Source organism: Agrobacterium sp. CGMCC 11546, from assembly GCF_013365515.1.
In the GTDB taxonomy this organism is placed as follows: domain Bacteria; phylum Pseudomonadota; class Alphaproteobacteria; order Rhizobiales; family Rhizobiaceae; genus Agrobacterium; species Agrobacterium fabrum.
This window is the reverse complement of record NZ_CP047387.1, coordinates 1144565-1161483: the sequence shown is the minus strand read 5'-3', so window position 1 is coordinate 1161483 and position 16919 is coordinate 1144565. Positions and strand designations below refer to the sequence as shown.

Sequence of the window (16919 nt, the reverse complement as noted above, 5' to 3'; positions counted from 1 at the left end):
TCAGACTGCGATAAATGCTGCATCGGCCGGCTTGTAGCCGGTGGCATAGTGCATGGTGGGGCCGGCGGCGCGGATGCGCTCGCGAAGCCGCGTCGGCCAGAGCTTGCCGTTCTCTTCCACGACATCGACGACATTGACGTCAACGACCTTGTTGGCGGAAAAATCGCGCTTGCCAATTTCCTCGAACGAGGCCACCGCCTCCGCATGGCGAGCGACGATTGCATCCTGCAGATTCTCGGTCCATTCGCCATTGGCGTCAAGCCAGACGGCAATACCGTCGCTCAGGCGATTGGCGGTCAAAACCTTGTCAACCATTCACATACTCCCGTTTGAGGCTCGCTGGCTTGGCTGCAAGCGCAAGCGCCTCGGATCTGTCGAAATTAGCGCCCGCAACCGCATCGCCGATGATGACCATGACCGGGCCGGTCAGTTCATCACGATATTCGAGGTCGGGCAGATCGTTCAATGTGCCGTGCAGCAGACGGCGATCCGCGCGGCTGGCATTTTCGATGACGGCGACGGTGGTTTCGACGCCAAGTCCCGCATCAATCAGCCGCTTGGCCACCGAAGCGGCAACACTGCGGCCCATATAGACGGCAATGGTGGCCCCGGAGACGGCAAGTCGTGCCCAATCAGGCAGGACGTCGCCCATCAGGTCGTGACCAGTGGTGAAAATCAGCGAAGAGGCGACACCGCGCAGCGTCAGTGGTAATTCGAAATCCGCAGCCGCGGCAAAGGCGGAGGTGATGCCCGGCACGATTTCATAAGCGACACCAGCCTCGCGCAGCGCTGCCATTTCCTCGCCCGCGCGGCCGTAGACCAGCGGATCACCGGATTTGAGCCGCACGACTCGCTTGCCTTCCAGGCCTAGACGCACCAGCAGGCGGTTGATATCATTTTGCGACTTGCTGTGGCAGCCCTTGCGCTTGCCGACAGAGAGCCTTTCAGCATCGCGGCGGCCAATATCGACAATCGCCTGCGGCACCAGGGCGTCGTAGACGATCACGTCGGCTTCCATCAACACGCGCTGCGCGCGCAGCGTCAGCAGATCTTCTGCACCTGGACCGGCGCCAACAAGCCAGACGCGACCTTCGCTGCGTTCCGGCGATTGCAGCAGGCGATCTGCGGCATGACGGGCGGAAGAGGTATCACCGAGAGCAACGGCATCCGCAACCGCGCCCGAAAAGAACCGGCGCCAGAAATTGCGCCGCAACGCGCCCTTCGGCACGTTCTCCTCGGCCGCATCACGATATTGCACCGCAAGACGTGCGAGCTTGCCGAGCGACGGCGACAGCATCTGGTCGATACGCGCGCGGATCATCTGGGCAAGAACCGGCCCTGCCCCTTCCGTGCCAATGGCAATGGCAACTGGCGCGCGGGCAACGAGTGCAGGCGTGAAGAAGTCGCAGAATTCGGGCTGATCCACCGCATTGGCGGGGATTTTCTTCGTGCGCGCTACAGAGACGATTTCGCGATCCAGCGCTTCATCGCCTGTTGCGGCGAACACCAGGGTGGCGTCGTCAACCAACGGGCTGGCGAAGGCCAGAGCACGGTGATCGATACTGTTTTCGCTGATGTAACGCGCAAAATCCGCTTCCGGGTGATCGGCATAGGCAACGATATGCGCGTTGGTATTGGCGAGCAGCCTCACCTTCGCGAAGGCTTCATCGCCATTTCCGAAAACAGCGACCTGCCGTCCCTCGACCCGGAAGAAAGCGGGGAAGGTTGAAAGGCGGTCGCCAGCAGCAGAAAAATCATGTTCGTTGTGCATTGGACATATATCCCGCATCGCGGCACAAGATTGAAGAAACAGAAATTCAAGCCTCTTCGACACCTGGATTTTTATTTCTCGAACACCCCGGTTTTGGAGGAAAACAAACCGGCAAGGATTTTTCGAGCCTTGGCGGGGCTTTGGAATCCTTCGGAATCCCTTGACAAAGCGGGTGCCCGCGCCGAACAAGGAGTGACAATCACCTATCGATTTTCCCATACGAAGACCGCTTTCCTTAAAGCGGCACGAAGGATCAGACCCTTGACCAGCCAGTCGCTCGCCGCCCGCCTCCTCGATGTTATCGAACACGATATTCTGCCCCTGACGGCTCGCGGCGTCAGCCTGGGCAACAAGGTTTTCGGAGCGGCGATCCTGCGCAAATCAGACCTCTCGCTCGTCGTTGCCGAGACCAATAATGAGCTGGAAAATCCGCTCTGGCATGGTGAAGTGCATGCGCTGAAGCGATTTTACGAGCTGGGCGAAAAGCCGAATACCAAGGACCTGATTTTCCTCTCCACCCACGAACCCTGCACCATGTGCATGTCCGCCATCACCTGGGCCGGCTTCGATAATTTCTATTCCTTCTTCAGCCACGAGGATTCGCGCGACGCTTTCGCGATCCCGCACGACCTGAAAATCCTCAAGGAAGTTTTCGGGCTGGAGCCGGGCGGATATCGCCGCAGCAACGCCTTCTGGAATTCTTTCTTCGTCGCCGATCTGGTGGAGAGCGAAGACGATCCGTTGAAAACCACGCTGAAGGCCCAGACGACCCGCATCAAGGCCGCTTATGATGATCTCTCCACCACCTATCAATCATCCAAGAGCGACAACGATATTCCGCTAAATTGAGCATTTCCAGGGAAAACTGCGTAGCGGTTTTCCGCCCGGACAATGCGTAAAATTAAAAACGAAGGTTTAGACACGATGGAAGCCTCGAAGGATATTTCCCGCCTGATCGAGATCATGGAAGCCCTGCGCCAGCCGGAAACCGGCTGCCCTTGGGATGTCGTGCAGACCTTCGAGACGATCAAGCCTTATACGATCGAAGAGGCCTATGAGGTTGCCGACGCGATCGAGCGCAAGGATATGGACGATCTTTGCGATGAGCTGGGCGACCTGCTGTTGCAGGTGGTTTTCCATGCCCGTATTGCCGAGGAACGGGGTGAATTCACCTTTGGTGATGTGGTGCACGCCGTCACCTCGAAGATGATCCGCCGCCATCCGCATGTCTTCGACGTCTCCGATGCCGACACGCCTGACAGCGTCAAGCTGCAATGGGACCAGATCAAGGCCGAGGAGAAGCGTGAAAGGGCAGAGCGCCGTGCACGTCGGGGCATCACCGAAGATTTCAGGGCAGGGTTTCTGGGCGGCGTGCAGCGTAGCCAGCCGGCTCTGACCGAGGCGCTCAAGTTGCAGGAACAGGCTGCGCGCGTCGGTTTCGACTGGTCGGACCCGGCTCCCATCCTCGACAAGATCGAGGAGGAAATCGCCGAACTGCGGGAGGCGCTGGCGGAGGGAAAGCCGGAGAAAGTCTCTGACGAACTCGGCGATCTGATCTTTGCGTTGGTCAATATCGGCCGCCACGTTAAAGCCGATCCGGAAGATGCACTACGTGGCACCAATACGAAATTCCGCAGGCGTTTCAATCACATCGAGACGTCGCTCAGCGACAATGGCGAGACGTTGAAAGAGGCGAGCCTCGAGAGGATGGAAGATTTATGGCAGGCGGCGAAACGGATCGAGCGTTCGCTTGATACGGTTTCTTCCTGACCACTCGGGACATGCATTAAAAGCAGGAGCGCTCAGCGCTTCGAGGATTGTGTGTAGATGCGAAGGCCCTACTCCGTCATGCTCGGGCCTGTCCCGGGCATCTACTGCCTATCGATTTTGAATACCGTAGCGGATCTTCGGGACAAGCCCGAGGATGACGTCGCATTTGACGGAATTTGTACCTTCAAGAAGCGCTCAGCGTTCCCAGTCTTCCCGCTCGCGACCAGCCGTCTTTCCAAGCTTCCGTTCTAGTTCCACAGCCTGCGCTTCCGACAGGCGCACATCCAGCGCAACCGATCCGTCCTCGTGATCTTCACGATTGTCGACAATGGAATTGTTGTAGACCCAGGAGATCAGCGGCAATTGCTCGACAGAAAGCACCACGGTCGTTTCCGTCAGCACACCGGACAGGCGTTTTGAAATCTCGTCCATCAGGGCGTCGACGCCCTCGCCCGTCACTGCCGAAACGGCGCGGATATCCGAGCGGCCTTCGGCGCGCTGCATGATGGCGTCGTGTGCTTCGGGCTCCAGACGGTCGACCTTGTTCCAGACCTCGATGATGCGCTTTTCGGCTTCCTTCTCGTCGATACCGAGATCGCCAAGAATGCGCAGCACATCGGCAGACTGGGCGGCATTATCCGGATCGGACATGTCACGCACGTGCAGAACAAGATCGGCTTCCAGCACCTCTTCCAGCGTTGCGCGGAAAGCGGCGACGAGATGCGTCGGCAGATCGGAAATAAAGCCCACCGTATCCGACAGGATGACAGTTCGGCCATGCGGCAATTTCATGCGGCGGAGGGTCGGGTCGAGTGTGGCGAAGAGCATGTCTTCCGCCAGAACACCCGCACCTGTTATGCGGTTGAACAGCGTGGATTTGCCGGCATTGGTGTAGCCTACCAGTGCCACGATCGGATGCGGCACCTTGCGGCGCTTGGCACGGTGAAGCTGGCGGGTACGCACCACCTGCTCCAGCTCCTTTTCGAGCTTGACGATGCGATCCTGCAGCAATCGCCGGTCGGCCTCGATCTGGGTTTCACCCGGGCCACCCATGAAGCCCGCACCGCCACGCTGGCGTTCAAGGTGGGTCCAGCTTCTGACGAGGCGGCCCTTCTGGTAGTTGAGATGTGCAAGATCGACCTGCAGCGTGCCTTCCTTGGTGGAAGCACGCCGGCCAAAGATTTCAAGGATCAGGCCGGTTCGGTCGATGACCTTGGCGTTCCACTGCTTTTCGAGATTGCGCTGCTGCACTGGCGTCAGGGGATGATCGACAATCACCAGACCGGAATCGGTCTCATCCAGAAGATGACCGATTTCCTCGATCTTGCCGGTTCCGAACAGGGTTGCGGGACGCGGCTGGTTGACGGGAACGACGAGCCCCTGGGTCACCTCGAGATCGATGGCAAGCGCCAGACCCTTCGCTTCCTCAAGCTTGGCTTCGACGGAACGGCCGGGAGCAGCCGGGGCTGATGCCGCGTCACGATTTTCGCGCTGCTGCTTGAGGACGGGTACAAGAACGACCGCGCGCATGTCGTCGCGGCGTTTTTCCTGCTCCGGAATGATCGATTCGCTCGAGGTGTCGCGTGTTGAAATGGGTTCGGCCTTATCCAGAAAGAATGTAAAGAATGTTACGGCCGACCGCATCCGCGCGGGCGGCCATAGAGATTAACCTGACGGAACCGGAAATGTTCCGATTCAGGTCAGTCTCTGTCGAAGATACCGTTAAAGGAGCCTGATCAGGCAGCGCCTTCTTCGCTCTCGAACATCTGCATCGGCTGGCCGGGCATGATGGTGGAGATTGCATGCTTGTAGACCAGCTGCGAGTGACCATCGCGACGCAGAAGCACGCAGAAATTGTCGAAGGAGGTAACAACGCCCGTCAGCTTGACGCCGTTGATCAGGAAAATCGTGAGCGAAATCTTCTGCTTACGAACGGTATTGAGGAAGAGATCCTGAAGGTTTTGAGAACGTTCCGCCATGGCGCCGCTTCTTTCTTTATTGCCGGCAGGGATACCGGAAAATAATCAATCAATAATAAGCCGGCCGAGTCTTGTCCCCCGCTTGGCCGACCTCAAACTCTGGTATCAAATCATGTTCCGTTCCGCAACGGCGAAAACAGCCAAATGAGTACGAGTATTGACCCGCTTTTTCGATTCGGGACAGTCAAAAATATTGTATCGAAACACGGAAAAGTTGTTCCACGTCCCGCACGGCATCGGCGGAAGCAAACAGCACGACGCGATCCTTCGCCTTGATCTTCGTGCTGCCATCCGGACGGATCACCACACCGTCGCGATAGATCGCGCCAATGCGCACGCCGTCGGGCATATCGATATCACGGAAAGACTGACCGACCAGCGGCGATGTTTCAAGCGCTTCCGCCTCGATTACCTCAGCCGAACCGCGCTGAACGGCATAAACCGAGCGGATACGGCCTTTGCGTACATGTTGCAGCACGCGGGAGATCGTGACGGCCCGGGGGTTGATATAGGCATCGAGTCCGAGCGAGCGGGCGACATCATGGAAAGAGGTACTGTTCAGCAGCGCCAGGTTCGATTTGCAGCCGAGCTGCTTGGCGATGACGGCGGCCAGAATATTGGTCTGGTCGTTATTGGTGAGCGTGACGATCAGATCGGCATCCTGGATATCCGCCTGCATCAGAATTTTCTGGTCGAGGGCCGAGCCATGCATGACGATGGTATGGCTCAGCTGTTCGGATGCGGCAATCGCCCTGTCGCGATCGGCCTCGATGATCTTCACCCGCGTTTTCGACTGCATTTCCTCGATTTTATGCGCGACGAAATGGCCGATATTGCCGGCGCCCGCAATGACGATGCGCTGCGCCTCCTGCTCTTCATGGCCAAAGAGGCTCAAGGTGCGGCGTGCATGCTGGCGTTGACAGATGACATAGGCGAGGTCGCCCACGCGCAATTGCTCCGAGGAATGCGCCACTTTGAGAATGCCGTCACGATAGACACCCACCACCGTGGCGATGAGGTCCGGAAACAGGTTGGAGAGCTGCAGCAGCGGCGTGTTGATGACCGGGCAATCTTCCATGCATTCGATGGCCAGCATGTAGATCGTATCTTCGGCAAAGCGCACCACATCGGTAGCACCCGGAAATGCGATGCGCCGCAGCACCATCTTGCCGACTTCGACTTCCGGGGAAATCGTGACATCGATGGACATGTTTTCGCGGCTGAAGAGATCGGCATATTCCGGCTTCAGATAGCTCTGGTCGCGGATACGGGCAATCTTGGTCGGCACGCTGAAGAGTGCGTGCGCCACTTCGCAGGCGACGATATTGATCTCGTCATGCAATGTCACCGCGATGATCATGTCGGCCTGATCCGCACCGGCCTTGGCCAGCATGTCCGGATGGGCGCCGTGGCCGACATAACCGCGCACATCCAGCGTCTCGGTAATGGCGGTAATCAGCGGCGCGGCCGTATCGATGACCGATACTTCGTTATCCTCCCGCGACAATTGTTCGGCGATGCCGTAACCCACCTGCCCTGCGCCGCAAATGATGACTTTCATGCTGTCTCTCTGACGGAATAATCGGTTGCGACGAGGCGCCTTGGTTCCTTATACGCCGAGAGATTTCAGTTTGCGATGCAGCGCCGACCGTTCCATGCCGACAAATTCCGCCGTGCGCGAAATATTGCCACCGAAGCGGTTGATCTGAGCCATCAGATAGTCCCGTTCGAACATTTCACGGGCTTCACGCAGCGGCAGGGTCATGATGTGCTGATCGCCCTGCGCGGAGATCTTCGGCAGCATGTCGCCAATATCGGAAGGCAGCATGTCAGCCGAGATCGGCGCTTCGCCACCTTCCGGACGGGCGAGAATCATCAGCCGCTCGATATTGTTGCGCAGCTGGCGGATGTTGCCCGGCCAGTCATGCGTCTGGAGAACGGCCATGGCGTCGTCGCCGATCTTGCGCGGGCGGATGCCGGCCTGTTCGGAAATCTGCCGCATGAACATGTCGACGAGGAAAGGAATATCCTCGCGCCGTTCGGAGAGCGCCGGCACCTTCACTGGCACCACGGCGAGACGATGGTAGAGATCCTCCCGGAACTGGCCTTCAGCGATCAGGCTTTCGAGGTGATGGGCGGTGGAGGAAATGATGCGCACATCCACCTTCACCCGCTTGCCGCCGCCGACACGCTCGAACTGCTGATCGACCAGCACGCGCAGGATCTTGTTTTGTGTCTCGCGCGGCATTTCACCGACTTCATCGAGATAAAGTACGCCGCGATGGGCTTCTTCCAGAGCCCCTACCTTGCGTGGCTGTCCAGGCAAGCCTTCCGTGCCGAACAGCGCAATTTCCATACGGTCGGGGGTGATCGTTGCAGCATTCAGCGCCACAAAAGGTCCGGTAGCGCGCGAGGATTTCTTGTGCACCATGCGCGCCACCAGTTCCTTGCCGGAACCTGAGGGGCCGAGGATCATGATGCGGCTGTTGGTGGGGGCAACCCTGTCAATGGTCTGGCGAAGTTGCGAAACCGCGAGTGACGCGCCGACGAGTTCAACAGCGTCACCGGTACGCTTCTTGAGTTCCTGGACCTCGCGCTTCAGCTTGGAATTTTCCAGCGCGCGTTCTGCAATCAGGATCAGACGATCGGCCTTGAACGGCTTTTCGATGAAATCGAAGGCCCCGCGCTTGATGGCGTTGACGGCGGTTTCGATATTGCCGTGACCGGAAATCATGACGACAGGAATTTCGGGGTGGCGGCTCTTGATCTCGTCCAGCAGTGCCAAACCGTCGAGCTTCGATCCCTGCATCCAGATGTCGAGAAAGATCAGACGCGGCACACGCTCGGAAATGGCGGCCAGCGCGCTGTCGCTGTCGAAGGCCATACGCGTCTCGTGGCCCTCATCGGACAGGATGCCCGCTACGATTTCGCGAATGTCCGCCTCGTCATCCACGACCAAAATATCAGACGCCATATGCTGCTTCCTTGTTATTTTCGCCGCCGACCGCCTCGATATAGGGCAGCAGCACTCGGATCATGGCGCCATGGCCATGGTCGAATTCGGCAGGGGCATCGTGAAGTTCCAGATACCCGCCATGTTCTTCAATGATCTTCTTGACGATGGCCAGACCAAGGCCCGTGCCCTTGTCCCGCATCGTCATATAGGGTTCGAGAATGCGATGACGGTTCTCGACGGGAAGGCCGCGGCCATTGTCGATGATGTCAGCCACGAAACGCGAATTGACCTCATCAAAAGAGGCGCGCACCAGGATTTTACCCGGCCGCTTTTCGCCTTCCACCGCTTCGATCGCTTCCGTCGCATTCTTGATGAGATTGCCGAAGGCCTGTCCCAGCATGCGGGCATCGAACATGCCCTCCAGCGGGATATCGCCGAACTCCGTTGAGAATTTCGTGTCGGCGGCGCTGATTTCCCGGAGGAAGGCCGCGTCCTTGAGGATCGACCGCAGGTCCGACTTTTCTTTCGTCGGCTTTGGCATACGCGCAAAGGCCGAGAATTCATCCACCATGCGACCGATATCACCGACCTGTCGGACAATGGTGTCCGTACACTGATCGAAGATGGCGCGATCGTTTTCGTCGATCTGCTTGCCGAAACGGCGCTTGATGCGCTCTGCGGAAAGCTGGATCGGCGTCAGCGGGTTCTTGATTTCATGGGCAATACGCCGTGCCACATCCGACCATGCGGTGGAGCGCTGGGCGATGACGAGATCGGTAATGTCGTCGAGGGTGATGACATAGCTGTCGCGGCCGTCGCGGGCATCCTCGCGGGTGACCTGCACATTCAGCGTGCGTTCCTTGCCCCGTCGCATGATATTGATCTGCTTGCGGAAGTTGCCGCGCGCCCAGGTGTTCGCCTCGGTCACGACCTGATCAATCTCAGGTGCGATCTCGGAAAGCTGCGCGCCGAGCAACTGGTCGAAATTCAGCGCCAGGAATTCCTCGCCGGACGGGTTGACGATGGTGATCCTGCGGTTCTCATCAATGCCGATGACAGCGGCGGTCACACCCGACAGCACGGCTTCGATGAAGCGGCGGCGGTCGTCGATATCGTCCTTGGCCTCGATGATCTGCTCCTGCTGGCTGCGCAGTTCCGAGACCATCTTGTTGAAGGTACGCGACAGGCGCCCGACGTCGCCATCGACAGCGCGCACGGGAACCAGCACATGCATGTTGCCCGTGGCGACACTGTCGGCGGCGCTGATGAGAAGACGGATCGGGCGGACGATCCGGTCGGCGACCGCGATTGCCGTCCAGATGGCGACCAGAAGCACGATCAGCGCAAAACCGAGATAGAGAATCGCAAAGGCGATCTGCAGCGGCGCGCGGCCCGCCTCCATATTCTTGTATTCCGCCCGGTTCTCCTCCATGAGCCGCATCGCGGTCATGACCTTCGGATCGACCGCACGCACCGTATAAAGGAAGGTGCCGCTGATGCCTTCGAGCTTGATGATGGCGCCAACGAGGTTGGTAATACCGGGCGGGATAAGGGTCGGTTGACCGGCGGCGGCTTTTTCGAGCGCGTCGTGCGGAATAGCGGGAAGCGGTTTTTCCGTCTTGATATCGGCCTGGGCAACCGCGTCGCCATCCTCCTGCACCAGAAACGCGCCGAGCAGACCGCGGCCCTTGGCCTGACGCGTCATCAGATCGACGAAGCCGGTACGATCAAGATAAAAAAGTGCGCGATTGCGATCGAGGTCGGTGGCCATCGATAGGGTCTGGCCCTGAAGATAACCGGCGTTTTCCATCATATAGGCTTGAGCGATATTGCCCGACGACTCGACGATCGACTGGGTGCGGATCGAAAACCAGCGGTCGAGACCGACATTCAGCGTCAGACTGGCGAAGATGGCGACAAGGACAGCGGGCGTGATCGCGACGATGGAGAAAAGCACGACGATGCGAACATGCAGTCGTGCCGCTGCCCTGCCCTTTTTACGCGCCTTCAGCAGCCGGTTGATTTCGCGGCCGATAAGGAAGATCAGGCCGATCACCAAGATCGAATTGATCACCACCGAGGCGATGACGACATTGGTCGTCGGCGCAATCGGCGTCACGCCCATAAGCACGAAGAGGGTGATGATAGCACAGACAAGGGCAACGCCGGCGAGCACCAGCCCCGGCAGGGCAAATGACATCCTGCGATCGGCAACCACCATTCCCGCTGCCTCGTCGGCAACGTCGTGTTCGGCGGCGGGTTTCCGCATGCATTACTCCCAATTGCTGGCCAGCCAGCACCACAGTCCTGAAGTCAGGCAAGACTCCCCCATCAGGCGAATCTATATCCTTCCTAGTGTTTTCCAAGCAACACAATGTGGCGAAAATGCAACGACAACTGTGGCCTTGTCAACATTGTCAGCTGGGGCGGGAACTACGATAGACGGAAACGCCGAGCTCGCGGATTTTCTTGCGAAGCGTATTGCGATTGAGGCCAAGAAGATCGGCGGCCTTGATCTGGTTACCGCGGGTTGCCGTCAGAGCCGCGAGAATCAGCGGATATTCGAGTTCGCGCAGCACGCGGTCATAAAGGCCGGGCGGCGGCAGGCCATCGCCGAAGCTGGCGAAATAATCCCGCATGTTCTCCTCGACAGCCTGCGAAATGGTGAGCGAACCGGTGCGAACCGCCATCTTGTCCAACGGGCTGTCGGGAACATCCGACTGCAATTCCTGCTCGATGATCTCGCGGGTGATGACTTCCTGCGGATAAAGCGCCATCAGGCGGCGGATCAGGTTTTCCAGCTCGCGGACGTTGCCCGGCCAGGCATAGGCCTTCATGACTTCCAGCGCCTCGGTCTCGAAACGCTTGCCCTCCAACCCTTCTTTCTCACCCGTCTGGATGAAATGGCGGACGAGATCAGGAATATCCTCAGCACGATCGCGCAGCGGCGGCAGGCGCAACGGCACGACGTTGAGGCGATAATAAAGGTCCTCGCGGAAGAGGCCCTGATTGATCGACTGTTTCAGATCTTTGTTTGTGGCGGCGACGATGCGGACGTCGGTGCGGATCGGCGTTCGCCCGCCCACGGTCGTATATTCGCCCTGCTGCAACACACGCAGCAGACGCGTCTGGGCATCCATCGGCATGTCGCCGATTTCATCCAGGAACAGTGTGCCACCCTCGGCCTGCTCGAAACGGCCGGTGGAACGGTTTTGCGCACCGGTGAAGGCGCCCTTCTCATGGCCGAACAGTTCCGATTCGATGAGATCGCGCGGGATGGCCGCCATGTTGATGGCGACAAAGGGACCGTTGCGGCGCTTGCCGTAATCATGCAGCGCCCGCGCCACCAGCTCCTTGCCGGTACCGGATTCACCCGTGATCATCAGCGTCAGATCGGTCTGCATCAGGCGGGCGAGAACGCGGTAGATTTCCTGCATCGCTGCGGAGCGGCCGACGAGCGGCATGCCGTCCTGCATGTCGTCATCGAGCTTGGCGGGCTTGCGCTTCGGCTCGGAGAGCGCGCGGCCGATGATGGCGATCAGTTCCGTCAGATCGAAGGGCTTGGGCAGATAATCATAAGCGCCCTTTTCCGAAGCCTTGATGGCCGTCATGAAGGTGTTCTGCGCGCTCATGACGAGAACCGGCAGGTCCGGGCGGGCCTTCTTGATGCGCGGCAGAAGGTCGAAGGCGTTTTCATCCGGCATCACGACATCGGTCACGACGAGATCGCCCTCACCCGCCGACACCCAGCGCCAAAGCGTTGCGGCATTGGAGGTGATGCGCACGTCATAACCGGCACGGCTGAGCGCCTGGTTCAGCACCGTGCGGATTGCGGCATCATCATCGGCGACGAGGATCGTAGCTGTCATCTGTCATTTCCTGTCGTGTTCGGCAAAGAGCTGTCGTCAAGCGCCACTTCCGGCGAGACGGGCATCAATACGCGGAAAGTCGTGCGGTGGTTCTGGCTGTCGCATTCGACAATGCCGCCATGGGCGCCAATCAGCTTGGCGACAAGCGCCAGGCCGAGGCCCGAACCATTGGTCTTGGTGGTGATGAAGGGATCGAAGAGATGCGGCAGAAGATCGGAAGGGACCCCCGGTCCATTATCATGCACGCAGAATTCAAGCGGCAGCGAGATGCGCTCGCGGCTACCGGCAACCGAAAGCCGAATACCGGGGCGATAGGCGGTCGTCAGCACAACCTCACCATCCGGCTGATTGGCGACTGCCTCGGCTGCATTCTTCACCAGATTGAGGAAGACCTGCACCAGTTGATCGCGATTGGCATAGACCGCCGGCAGCGAGGGATCATAATTCTCTGATATCTTGATGTTGCGGGCAAAACCGGCCTTGGCAATCGCCTTCACGTGATCAAGCACGGAGTGGATATTGACCGGCACGCGGTCGACCGGCCGCTCGTCGGAAAAGATTTCCATACGATCGACCAATGACACGATGCGGTCAGTCTCGTCGCAGATAAGCCTGGTAAGGGCGCGGTCCTCATCAGGCACCGACATTTCCAGCAGCTGGGCTGCGCCACGAATACCGGACAGCGGATTCTTGATCTCATGCGCCAGCATCGAGGCAAGGCCCGTCACGGAACGGGCAGCAGCGCGATGGGTCAGTTGCCGGTCGATCTTGTCGGCCATCGACCGTTCCTGGAAGACGACGACGACCGACCCCGGTTCACTGACGACGGGCGCGACGTAAAGGTCGACCAGCTTGTCCTGGCCCAGGCGCGGCGAACTCAGATCAACGCGATATTCGTTGACCGGCGCGCGGCGCTCCCGCACCTGATCGATCAGCGCCAGAAGCGGGCTGCCGAAGGGAATGAAAGTCGAGACGCGATAACGGGCAAGATGGGAGGCACTCGCCCCAAAAAAGGCTTCGGCTTCCCAATTGGCGAATGAAATGAAACCTTCGCCATCCACCAGAATGACCGGGTTCTGCACCGCGTTCAGAACCGCCATGGCGAGCTGGTTCGCATCTGCCGGGCTGTGTTTGTCAGCGCTCATGCGGCCTTCCTTGCGGCTTCTTCGCCCGTATTTTCGCTCAGGGCTGAGCGCAGCAGATCCGCCACCTCCCCCGTGTCACGCGATGTCATGATTTGAGCCTTTTCCGGCGTGGCGATGTCGGGAGCGGAACGGTCGAGATACCAGCCCAGATGTTTGCGGGCATGCCGCAGACCGGCTTCCCGTCCATAAAATTCCAGCATCATCTCGTAATGTTCAACGGCAATAGCGGGAATATCATTGCGTTGCGGCGCTGAATGTCCGGCGAGCACAGCCGGCAGCCAAGGCTGCCCCTGCGCGCCGCGGCCGACCATGACGGCATCCGCACCGGAGCGACGCAGGATTTCGCGCGCATCCTCGGCCGTTTCCACGTCACCATTGGCGATCAGCGGCACGGAAATCACCTCGCGCACGGCGCGGATGGCGTCCCAATCCGCCCGTCCCTCATAAAACTGCATGCGGGTACGACCATGAATGGTGATGAGCTGCACGCCTGCCGCCTCGGCACGGCGGGCAATTTCCGGCGCGTTGATGCTGTTTTCGTCCCAGCCGAGCCGCATCTTCAGCGTTACCGGCACATCAACCGCGCCAACCGTCGCCTCGATCAGCGACAGGGCATGATCGGGATCGCGCATCAAAGCCGAGCCGGAATAACCGCCCGTCACCTTCTTGGCCGGACAACCCATATTGATATCGATGATGCCGGCGCCGTTATCGGCGGCGATCTTCGCCGCCTCGGCCATGAAATGCGCCTCGCGCCCGGCAAGCTGCACCATATGCGGAACCATGCCGGCATTTTTCAGCCGGGCCCAGGATTCGCCCCTGTTAGCGACGAGTTCGCGGCTGGCGACCATTTCCGTCACGACCAGACCTGCGCCGTAACGCCAGGCCAGCTGCCGGAACGGCAGATCCGTCACACCTGACATAGGCGCCAGCACCGCACGATTACGGATCGTGACTGAGCCGATGCTGAACGGTTCTGACAACTCCGGAAGAGGCAAATGATGATCTTTCATGCAGAAGGGCTGTTTGCATTATTTTTAGACAGTGTTTGTGCGGTTGCCAAGCACTTTTAGAGGGTTGCACCTTTTATTTGCTGGGCGGCTGCCTGCCTGTTTTGCTGTCGGCAGCAATTTGTGCAGGTTCAAAGGTGCGATGGCGATCGATCCTGCGACATGTAGCGGCGAATGCGCGTCTTATCGGGCTGGCCATCCGGGTTTTGAAACGCTAGAGCAGGACTGTCAACCGCTAAGGGTTGCGCACAAAGCATATGACCAATGCAGGAAAGTACTATGAAATTCGGCATCGTCATCGTCGCCGCCGGACGCGGTGAAAGGGCAGGCTCACCCGAGGAAGGGCCCAAGCAATATCGCCCGATCGGCGGCAGGGCCGTGATCGAGCACACATTGGCGACCTTCCTGCGCTGGAACGACGCCTGCCCGATCGTGGTCGTCAGCCATGCCGACGATGCGGCCCTGCTGTCACCGATCCTTGCGCGGCTTGATGCCGGCGAGCGGATCACCACAGTCACGGGCGGCGCCACACGTCAGCAATCGGTACTGGCCGGGCTTGAGGCACTCTCCTCGCACGGCCTTACCCATGTGATGATCCACGATGCCGTGCGGCCTTTCGTCGCCGCGGACCTGCTGGACCGAATTGTGGCGCTGCACCGGGCGGGTGCGGGAGGCGTTCTGCCTGCCCTGCCCGTCACCGATACGCTGAAGCGCGGCCTGGATGAGCGCGTCGTGGAGACGGTTTCCCGGCAGGGGCTTTATGCGGCGCAGACACCGCAAAGTTTCAGCTACAGCGACATTCTTGACGCGCATCGTGCCGCCGCTGCTTCAGGCAAAACGGATTTCACCGATGACGCGTCGATTGCCGAATGGACGGGACTGACCGTGACGCTGACCGAAGGTTCGGTCGATAATGTGAAACTCACTCTCAAGCGGGATATCGCCATGGCTGATGAAAAGCTCTCCCACGCCTTGCCCGATGTGCGCACCGGCAATGGTTACGACGTGCACCAGCTGGAGCCCGGCGACGGCGTGATGCTCTGCGGCATCTTCATCGAGCACGATCAGCGACTGAAAGGCCATTCCGATGCCGATGTGGCGCTGCATGCGCTGACGGATGCCCTGCTCGCCACCTGCGGTGCCGGCGATATCGGCGATCATTTCCCGCCTTCCGACCCGCAATGGAAGGGTGCAGCCTCGCGCATCTTCCTCGAACATGCGGCCAAGGTCGTGCGCGACAATGGCGGCACGATCATGAATGCCGATGTCTCGCTGATCGCCGAAGCTCCGCGCATCGGTCCGCACCGCCAGGCGATGCGGGAAGCACTTTCGGACATGCTCGGCATTGCGCTGGAGCGCTGCTCGGTGAAAGCGACAACCAATGAGACGATCGGTTTCGTCGGCCGCCGGGAAGGCATTGCAGCCATCGCCACCGCCACCGTCGTCTACCGAGGCAGACCGCTATGAGCCTTTTCCCCGGAGACATCGAAGAACTGGCGCGGCGAATCATCACCGATTTCACCGCCTGTGGCTTGATGGTCTCGACAGCGGAAAGCTGCACCGGAGGACTGATAGCCGGCGCGCTGACGGAGATTGCCGGTTCCTCCGCCGTCGTCGACCGTGGTTTCGTCACCTATACCAATGACGCCAAGAGGGACATGCTGGGGGTTGGCAGCGAGACGCTGATAACATTTGGTGCCGTCTCCCGGCAGACTGCATTGCAGATGGCGCATGGCGCCCTCTTCCGCTCGCGCGCGAATTTCGCCGTGGCGGTAACCGGCATTGCGGGCCCGGGCGGCGGCTCAGCCGAAAAACCGGTGGGGCTTGTGCATCTGGCCGCCAAGGCGCGCAACGGCAACTTCCTGCATCACGAAATGCGGTACGGAGATATCGGCCGTACTGAAATCCGACTTGCGACGGTCAGGACTGCGCTTGAGATGCTGATTGCCCTCAATCAGGCCGGGTCGGTGTAAATTTTGTCGGCACGGGTTTCGAAGGCTTCCGCAAACATGCGGAACGCCCGGTCGAACATCGAGCCCATCACCGCGCCGAGCAGACGGTTCTTGAATTCATAATCGATGAAGAAATGGATCGTCGTGCCACCATTTTCGGCGGCTTCGAAACGCCAGCGATTGTCGAGATACCTGAAGGGGCCATCGATATATTTCACATCGATGGCGCGCTCGGCGGGGTTCAACAACACCTGCGTGGTGAAGGTCTCGCGAATGGCCTTGTAGCCCACCGTCATATCCGCCACCAGCAGCACCTTACCATCCCGCTCCTTGCGCGAGCGGACGGAGAGCGCCTCGCAAAGCGGCAGAAACTGCGGATATTTCTCCACATCGGCGACGAGGTCGTACATGCGGTCGGGCGAGTGTTTAACAAGGCGATGCGTTTCGAACTGTGGCATGTACGGCAG

At 59.5% G+C, this 16919-nt stretch carries 15 protein-coding genes; 4 read left to right on the top strand and 11 right to left on the bottom strand.

All coding sequences use genetic code 11. The annotated features are described in order from the left end of the window. Nucleotides 1-315, bottom strand: a complete 315-nt coding sequence (locus tag GSF67_RS05800) for a DUF2849 domain-containing protein (RefSeq protein WP_006315350.1) — start codon at nt 313-315, stop codon at nt 1-3. Further along, the gene (cysG, locus tag GSF67_RS05795) at nt 308-1771 is read right to left on the bottom strand and encodes a siroheme synthase CysG (RefSeq protein WP_006315352.1); all 1464 of its coding nucleotides are present in this window, start codon (nt 1769-1771) and stop codon (nt 308-310) included. The genes GSF67_RS05800 and cysG overlap by 8 nt, the downstream gene beginning before the upstream one ends. Before the next feature lie 261 nt (nt 1772-2032). Between cysG and GSF67_RS05790 the strand changes: the two genes are divergently transcribed. Beyond that, complete coding sequence (locus GSF67_RS05790; protein WP_035216345.1) at nt 2033-2620, top strand: deaminase; 588 nt, start codon at nt 2033-2035, stop codon at nt 2618-2620. Between the two features lie 75 nt (nt 2621-2695). After that, nucleotides 2696-3541 (top strand): nucleoside triphosphate pyrophosphohydrolase, encoded by an 846-nt coding sequence (mazG, locus tag GSF67_RS05785; RefSeq protein ID WP_006315353.1) that lies wholly within the window; start codon nt 2696-2698, stop codon nt 3539-3541. 195 nt (nt 3542-3736) lie between these two features. Here the strand turns inward: mazG and hflX are convergent, their stop codons facing one another. From hflX to dusB, 8 genes are all read right to left on the bottom strand, one after another. Continuing rightward, the gene (gene hflX, locus GSF67_RS05780; protein WP_006315354.1) at nt 3737-5185 is read right to left on the bottom strand and encodes a GTPase HflX; all 1449 of its coding nucleotides are present in this window, start codon (nt 5183-5185) and stop codon (nt 3737-3739) included. A 92-nt stretch (nt 5186-5277) separates the two neighbouring features. Next, on the bottom strand, nt 5278-5520 hold the full coding sequence (gene hfq, locus GSF67_RS05775) for an RNA chaperone Hfq (protein WP_003496145.1): 243 nt from the start codon (nt 5518-5520) through the stop codon (nt 5278-5280). A 184-nt stretch (nt 5521-5704) separates the two neighbouring features. After that, complete coding sequence (gene trkA, locus GSF67_RS05770; protein ID WP_006315355.1) at nt 5705-7081, bottom strand: Trk system potassium transporter TrkA; 1377 nt, start codon at nt 7079-7081, stop codon at nt 5705-5707. 48 nt (nt 7082-7129) lie between these two features. Beyond that, a complete protein-coding gene (locus GSF67_RS05765) occupies nt 7130-8494 on the bottom strand; it encodes a sigma-54 dependent transcriptional regulator (RefSeq protein ID WP_006315356.1) in 1365 nt (454 codons plus the stop codon). Continuing rightward, nucleotides 8484-10745 carry a PAS domain-containing sensor histidine kinase gene (locus GSF67_RS05760; RefSeq protein WP_006315357.1) on the bottom strand — a complete coding sequence of 754 codons (2262 nt, stop codon included), beginning with the start codon at nt 10743-10745 and terminating at the stop codon, nt 8484-8486. The genes GSF67_RS05765 and GSF67_RS05760 overlap by 11 nt, the downstream gene beginning before the upstream one ends. Before the next feature lie 148 nt (nt 10746-10893). Further along, nucleotides 10894-12345: a nitrogen regulation protein NR(I) gene (ntrC, locus tag GSF67_RS05755; protein ID WP_004441656.1), complete on the bottom strand. Its 1452-nt coding sequence runs from the start codon at nt 12343-12345 to the stop codon at nt 10894-10896. Next, nucleotides 12342-13490 (bottom strand): nitrogen regulation protein NR(II), encoded by a 1149-nt coding sequence (locus tag GSF67_RS05750; RefSeq protein ID WP_006315358.1) that lies wholly within the window; start codon nt 13488-13490, stop codon nt 12342-12344. The genes ntrC and GSF67_RS05750 overlap by 4 nt, the downstream gene beginning before the upstream one ends. Beyond that, complete coding sequence (dusB, locus tag GSF67_RS05745; RefSeq protein ID WP_006315359.1) at nt 13487-14503, bottom strand: tRNA dihydrouridine synthase DusB; 1017 nt, start codon at nt 14501-14503, stop codon at nt 13487-13489. The genes GSF67_RS05750 and dusB overlap by 4 nt, the downstream gene beginning before the upstream one ends. Before the next feature lie 276 nt (nt 14504-14779). Here dusB and GSF67_RS05740 point away from each other — a divergent pair, with 276 nt between their 5' ends. Next, the gene (locus tag GSF67_RS05740; RefSeq protein WP_006315360.1) at nt 14780-15967 is read left to right on the top strand and encodes a bifunctional 2-C-methyl-D-erythritol 4-phosphate cytidylyltransferase/2-C-methyl-D-erythritol 2,4-cyclodiphosphate synthase; all 1188 of its coding nucleotides are present in this window, start codon (nt 14780-14782) and stop codon (nt 15965-15967) included. Further along, the gene (locus tag GSF67_RS05735) at nt 15964-16473 is read left to right on the top strand and encodes a CinA family protein (protein ID WP_006315361.1); all 510 of its coding nucleotides are present in this window, start codon (nt 15964-15966) and stop codon (nt 16471-16473) included. Before GSF67_RS05740 ends, GSF67_RS05735 begins: the two co-directional genes overlap by 4 nt. Here GSF67_RS05735 and GSF67_RS05730 read toward each other — a convergent pair. Next, entirely contained in the window at nt 16455-16910 is a 456-nt protein-coding gene (locus GSF67_RS05730) for a type II toxin-antitoxin system RatA family toxin (protein WP_006315362.1), read from the bottom strand. The genes GSF67_RS05735 and GSF67_RS05730 overlap by 19 nt on opposite strands. Between the last annotated feature and the right edge of the window lie 9 nt (nt 16911-16919).

Coding starts and splice junctions, on each gene's coding strand:
- GSF67_RS05800 (WP_006315350.1), bottom strand. CDS start 315: ATGGTTGACAAGGTTTTGACCGCCAATCGCCTGAGCGACGGTATTGCC.
- cysG (WP_006315352.1), bottom strand. CDS start 1,771: ATGCACAACGAACATGATTTTTCTGCTGCTGGCGACCGCCTTTCAACC.
- mazG (WP_006315353.1), top strand. CDS start 2,696: ATGGAAGCCTCGAAGGATATTTCCCGCCTGATCGAGATCATGGAAGCC.
- hflX (WP_006315354.1), bottom strand. CDS start 5,185: ATGCGGTCGGCCGTAACATTCTTTACATTCTTTCTGGATAAGGCCGAA.
- hfq (WP_003496145.1), bottom strand. CDS start 5,520: ATGGCGGAACGTTCTCAAAACCTTCAGGATCTCTTCCTCAATACCGTT.
- trkA (WP_006315355.1), bottom strand. CDS start 7,081: ATGAAAGTCATCATTTGCGGCGCAGGGCAGGTGGGTTACGGCATCGCC.
- GSF67_RS05765 (WP_006315356.1), bottom strand. CDS start 8,494: ATGGCGTCTGATATTTTGGTCGTGGATGACGAGGCGGACATTCGCGAA.
- GSF67_RS05760 (WP_006315357.1), bottom strand. CDS start 10,745: ATGCGGAAACCCGCCGCCGAACACGACGTTGCCGACGAGGCAGCGGGA.
- ntrC (WP_004441656.1), bottom strand. CDS start 12,345: ATGACAGCTACGATCCTCGTCGCCGATGATGATGCCGCAATCCGCACG.
- GSF67_RS05750 (WP_006315358.1), bottom strand. CDS start 13,490: ATGAGCGCTGACAAACACAGCCCGGCAGATGCGAACCAGCTCGCCATG.
- dusB (WP_006315359.1), bottom strand. CDS start 14,503: ATGAAAGATCATCATTTGCCTCTTCCGGAGTTGTCAGAACCGTTCAGC.
- GSF67_RS05740 (WP_006315360.1), top strand. CDS start 14,780: ATGAAATTCGGCATCGTCATCGTCGCCGCCGGACGCGGTGAAAGGGCA.
- GSF67_RS05735 (WP_006315361.1), top strand. CDS start 15,964: ATGAGCCTTTTCCCCGGAGACATCGAAGAACTGGCGCGGCGAATCATC.
- GSF67_RS05730 (WP_006315362.1), bottom strand. CDS start 16,910: ATGCCACAGTTCGAAACGCATCGCCTTGTTAAACACTCGCCCGACCGC.